This window comes from Microbacterium sp. MRS-1 (assembly GCF_000585455.1).
In the GTDB taxonomy this organism is placed as follows: Bacteria; Actinomycetota; Actinomycetes; order Actinomycetales; family Microbacteriaceae; genus Microbacterium; species Microbacterium laevaniformans.
In genome coordinates, this window is the sequence record NZ_JAUF01000043.1 from 1 (window position 1) to 4,035 (window position 4,035).

5 protein-coding genes are annotated in these 4,035 nt (G+C 66.3%); all 5 read left to right on the forward strand.

The window, feature by feature from the left end:
• Positions 1-374, forward strand: a 374-nt coding sequence (locus AS96_RS14690; RefSeq protein WP_231477188.1) for a DDE-type integrase/transposase/recombinase, incomplete at its 5' end; no start/stop codon positions are given.
• Between the two features lie 201 nt (positions 375-575).
• Positions 576-1,646, forward strand: a complete 1,071-nt coding sequence (locus tag AS96_RS08915) for an IS110 family transposase (protein ID WP_036288596.1) — start codon at positions 576-578, stop codon at positions 1,644-1,646.
• 25 nt (positions 1,647-1,671) lie between these two features.
• On the forward strand, positions 1,672-1,866 hold the full coding sequence (locus tag AS96_RS14980) for an IS3 family transposase (protein ID WP_442921702.1): 195 nt from the start codon (positions 1,672-1,674) through the stop codon (positions 1,864-1,866).
• A gap of 260 nt (positions 1,867-2,126) precedes the next feature.
• Complete coding sequence (locus AS96_RS08920) at positions 2,127-2,576, forward strand: hypothetical protein (protein WP_036288599.1); 450 nt, start codon at positions 2,127-2,129, stop codon at positions 2,574-2,576.
• 83 nt (positions 2,577-2,659) lie between these two features.
• The coding region (istA, locus tag AS96_RS08925; RefSeq protein WP_231477190.1) for an IS21 family transposase at positions 2,660-4,035 on the forward strand (1,376 nt) is incomplete at its 3' end.

Genomic DNA, 4,035 nt, shown 5'->3' on the forward strand with positions numbered 1-4,035 from the left:
CCGTGCCGGCATCGCTGCTCCTCGCCACCGGTGTTGCGACGATCGCTGGAATCCAAGCGAGGGACGGATGGGTCTACTGCGCTGCGGTGATCGACGCCCACTCCAGGCGCATCGTGGGCTGGTCGATCTCGGATCGCATCACCGCGGAGATCGTTGTCGACGCGCTCGAGATGGCCAGGTGGCGACGCCGCCCCGAGCCCGGGACTGTGGTTCACGCGGATCGCGGAGCGCAATACACCAGCTGGCTCTTCGGGCACCGACTCCGCCAAGCCGGACTCCTCGGATCGATGGGCAGAGTAGCCTCCAGCGTCGACTGTCAGTCTGTTTCTGCCGCATCCCGCAAGGATGAGGAAGTCCTGGCCGGAGCGTTCTGACCCTTGCTGACGATTGGCCCACAGGGTGCCTTGGCGTTGATCTGTCGAGCCTCCGGCCGGGCGCGCAGTAACCGCTGCCGCCGGATCGGGCGTGACCTGATAGGAGCCTGGAGCAGTCTCGACAACGCGTCCCCATGACAGTCCTGTCCACCCGCCGGCGACAGCGTGACACCACGCTATCCGGCAGGAGGACCGAAGAACATGACCGCACTCGAGCACGCCCGTTCCGGGCACGTCGTGATCGGCGTCGACACCCACAAGCACATCCACGTCGCCGCGGTGATGGACTCCATCGGCGGCATTCTCGCGACCCTCACGATCGCAACCGACACAGCGGGCTTCACGCAGCTGCTGGCGTGGGCGAGCGGGTTCGGGAAGATCATCGCGTTCGGCATCGAAGGCACCGGCTCCTACGGGGCCGGACTGACATCGTTTCTGCGACGGAACGATCACAAGGTGATCGAGGTAGCCCGCCCCGACCGACGCCTGCGCCGCCTGAACGGCAAGTCCGACACCCTCGACGCGGAAAACGCCGCCCGGGCGGTCCTCGCGGGATTCGCGACCGCGGTCCCGAAGTCCGCCGACGGCGCAGTCGAGATGATCCGGCAACTGAAAGTCGCCCACGACACCGCGGTCAAGGATCGCACCAGCGCGATGATCACCCTCAAAGCCATGCTCGTCCACGCCACCGAGGACCTCCGACGCGAGACGGCGCGGAAGACGCAGAAGATGATCGCCCGTCACTGCGCCGCGCTCCGGCCCCGCGGACTCGACACCCCGGAGGACGCGAACCGTCACGCGCTGCGGTCGATCGCGAAGCGCTGGATTGCGCTCAACGACGAGATCACCGAACTCGAAGCACAGATCGAGCAGCTCGTTGTTCGGCGGGCACCGCACCTGCTGGACGAGTTCGGTATCGGTGTCGACACTGCCGCCGAGATCCTCATCGTCGCCGGCGACAACCCCGAGCGCATCAAGAGCGAAGCCGCATTCGCGAAACTCGCCGGCATCAGCCCCGTCCCGACCGGGTCAGGGATGACGAGCGGGAAGCATCGCATCAACCACGGCGGGCATCGGCAGCTCAACGCCGCGATCTACCGGACCGTGATCGTGAGGATGAGATTCCACGAGCCGACCATCGCCTACGTCGCCCGCCGCACCGCCGAGGGCAAGAGCAAACGCGACATCATCCGGTGCCTCAAGCGCTACGTCATCCGCGAGGTCTACCACCTCGTCAGAACCGACCCCAGGACCGGCGAAATCGCGAGTTGACAACTATAGGAGCATCAACGCACTCATCGAGAGCTTCTGGTCGACGATGCAACGCGAGCTCCTGGACCGCACGAGCTGGGACTCGAGGGCGCAGCTCGCGTCGGCGATGTTCGAGTGGATCGAGGGCTTTTACAACCCCCGCCGCCGGCACACCAGCCTCGGCGACCTCAGCCCCGCCGACTACGAAGCCCTTCACACCGCCGCAGAAATCGCGGCATGATCAACACACAAGAACCGTCCGGGAAACCGGGTCAGGCTCCAATCACCAATCAGAGTGGTGGGTCGCCGACTAAGTACCTGCCCTGCGGCCTCCCTAGACGAAAGGAGTCACTACCATGAAGGGTCGCATCGGGGCCTCAGCCGTTGTTGCGCTTCTCCTAGGCACGCTGTCCGCCCCGTCCTTCGCTCCCTGAAGAAGGCATCACAGTCCCTCTGTCGAACCTTCCCTCCATTCACAACGGCGCTGCTGAAGAAGGCACCGTGACTCCTCAGCTCGACCCCGGCACTATAGCGCTTTGCAACGCTGGCTTCGGCGATGTTGTCATCAGCTCATGGAGCGCTGCCAACCTCGGAAACATCGACCTGAAGTGCGGAGACGGCAATAGTGGGTACGTGCACATTCGTGGTCAGCACGAGGGGGAATGGCAGGATCTCATCGATTATGGTGGCGGCGGCGCCCTTTGGGACGACCTGATGGCCTTCTCTGTCGGTGGATCACTCACCAGCCCCACCCCTGGCCTTCCGAGCGACGTCGGAAGCAACAAATACTGCTACTCCACTCCGCTGGTAATCACCCGGAGCGACGGGGCGACTTCGACGTGGAATCCCACGATCATCGTTTCCGTCAACAATGCCCGCGTGATTACGGCCTACCCCACCCGAAACAACGAGTGGATCCCAAGGGTCTTGACGAGCTTGTCCATCCATTGACGGCGCTCACTGAAATTCCCCACTTCTGCTCATCGAAATTCCCCGCCCTGGGTCGCTCCGTCGCATGAGGCGGGCCCCCCTCGATGCTGGTGGTCTTCGACCACACACCAGCCTTCGAGAGAGGCCCGTTCCTCATGCTTTCAGAGAGGAGCAGCGTGGACATCCACGCGCTGAAACGGCAGGGGATGACGATCAGCGAGATCGCCCGCCGCACTGAACACGACCGCAAAACGATCCGCGCCTACCTGAACGGCGAGCGGCAGCCTGGCGTCCGCGTCCACGCGCCGGACCCGTTCGACTCGTTCGTTGACTACGTGACCGCGAGGCTCGCGGAGGACCCGCATCTTTGGGCGCAGACGCTGCTCGACGAGTTGCGCCCGCTCGGCTACGCGGGCTCGTATCCGACGCTGACCAGGCAGATCCGAACCAGGTCGCTGCGGCCGGCCTGCGTGGCCTGCGCGCATGTCACGAAGCGCGCGAACGCGGTCATCGAGCACCCGCCCGGGGAGGAGACCCAGTTCGACTGGCTCGAGCTTCCCGACCCGCCAACCGCCTGGGGGTTCCCGACGAAGAAGGTGTTCCTGCTGGTCGGGTCGCTCGCGCACTCGGGGGTCTGGCGGGCGGTGATTTCCCCGTCGATGGACGTCCCGCATCTGCTGGCCGCGATGACGACGCTGCTCGCGGCGCTGGGCGGGCTCACCCGGGTCTGGCGGTTCGATCGAATGGCGACCGTGCTGAACCCGACCACGAAGGACCTGACGCCGATGTTCGCCGCGATCGCGAAGCATCACGGTGTTCAAGCGGTGGCCTGCCGGCCGCGGTCGGGGAACCGGAAGGGCGTGGTCGAGAAGAACAACCACACCGCCGCGCAACGCTGGTGGCGCAACCTCCCCGACGAACTCACCCTCGAGCAGGCGCAAGCCCGCGTCGACGCGTTCGCGAGACGGCAGGACGACCGGCCGCGGGAAGACCTCGACGGGCGCACCACCGCGGCGGCGATGTTCCCCGCGGAGCGGCTGCGCCCGCTGCCACCGATCGTGTTCCCGGTGATCGTCGCGGAGGAGCGCACCGCGACCAGGCAGGCGCTGATCGACTGGCGCGGCAACCGCTACTCCGTCCCACCCGAGCTGGCCGCCGCGAAGGTCACCGTCTCGCACCGGCTCGGCGCCGACACCATCGACATCGCCACACCCGCCGGGACGGTCGTCGCCCGACACCGGATCGCGCAGGCCGGTCTCGGCGTCACCGTCCGGGACACCGCACACGTCACCGCCCTGGAGGCGATCGCGCTGGCGTCGGCCCCTCCCGGGCGTCCGCACCGCCGCAAAGAACGCATCCCACCCGGCACGGCGGCGTTGCGCGCCGCAGCGGTTCTCACCGGCACCCCGGAACCCACCACGACCGTGATCAGCCTGGCCGCTTATGAGCAGGCCGCGAAGAACAGGAACACCCTCCGATG

Coding starts and splice junctions, on each gene's coding strand:
- AS96_RS08915 (WP_036288596.1), top strand. CDS start 576: ATGACCGCACTCGAGCACGCCCGTTCCGGGCACGTCGTGATCGGCGTC.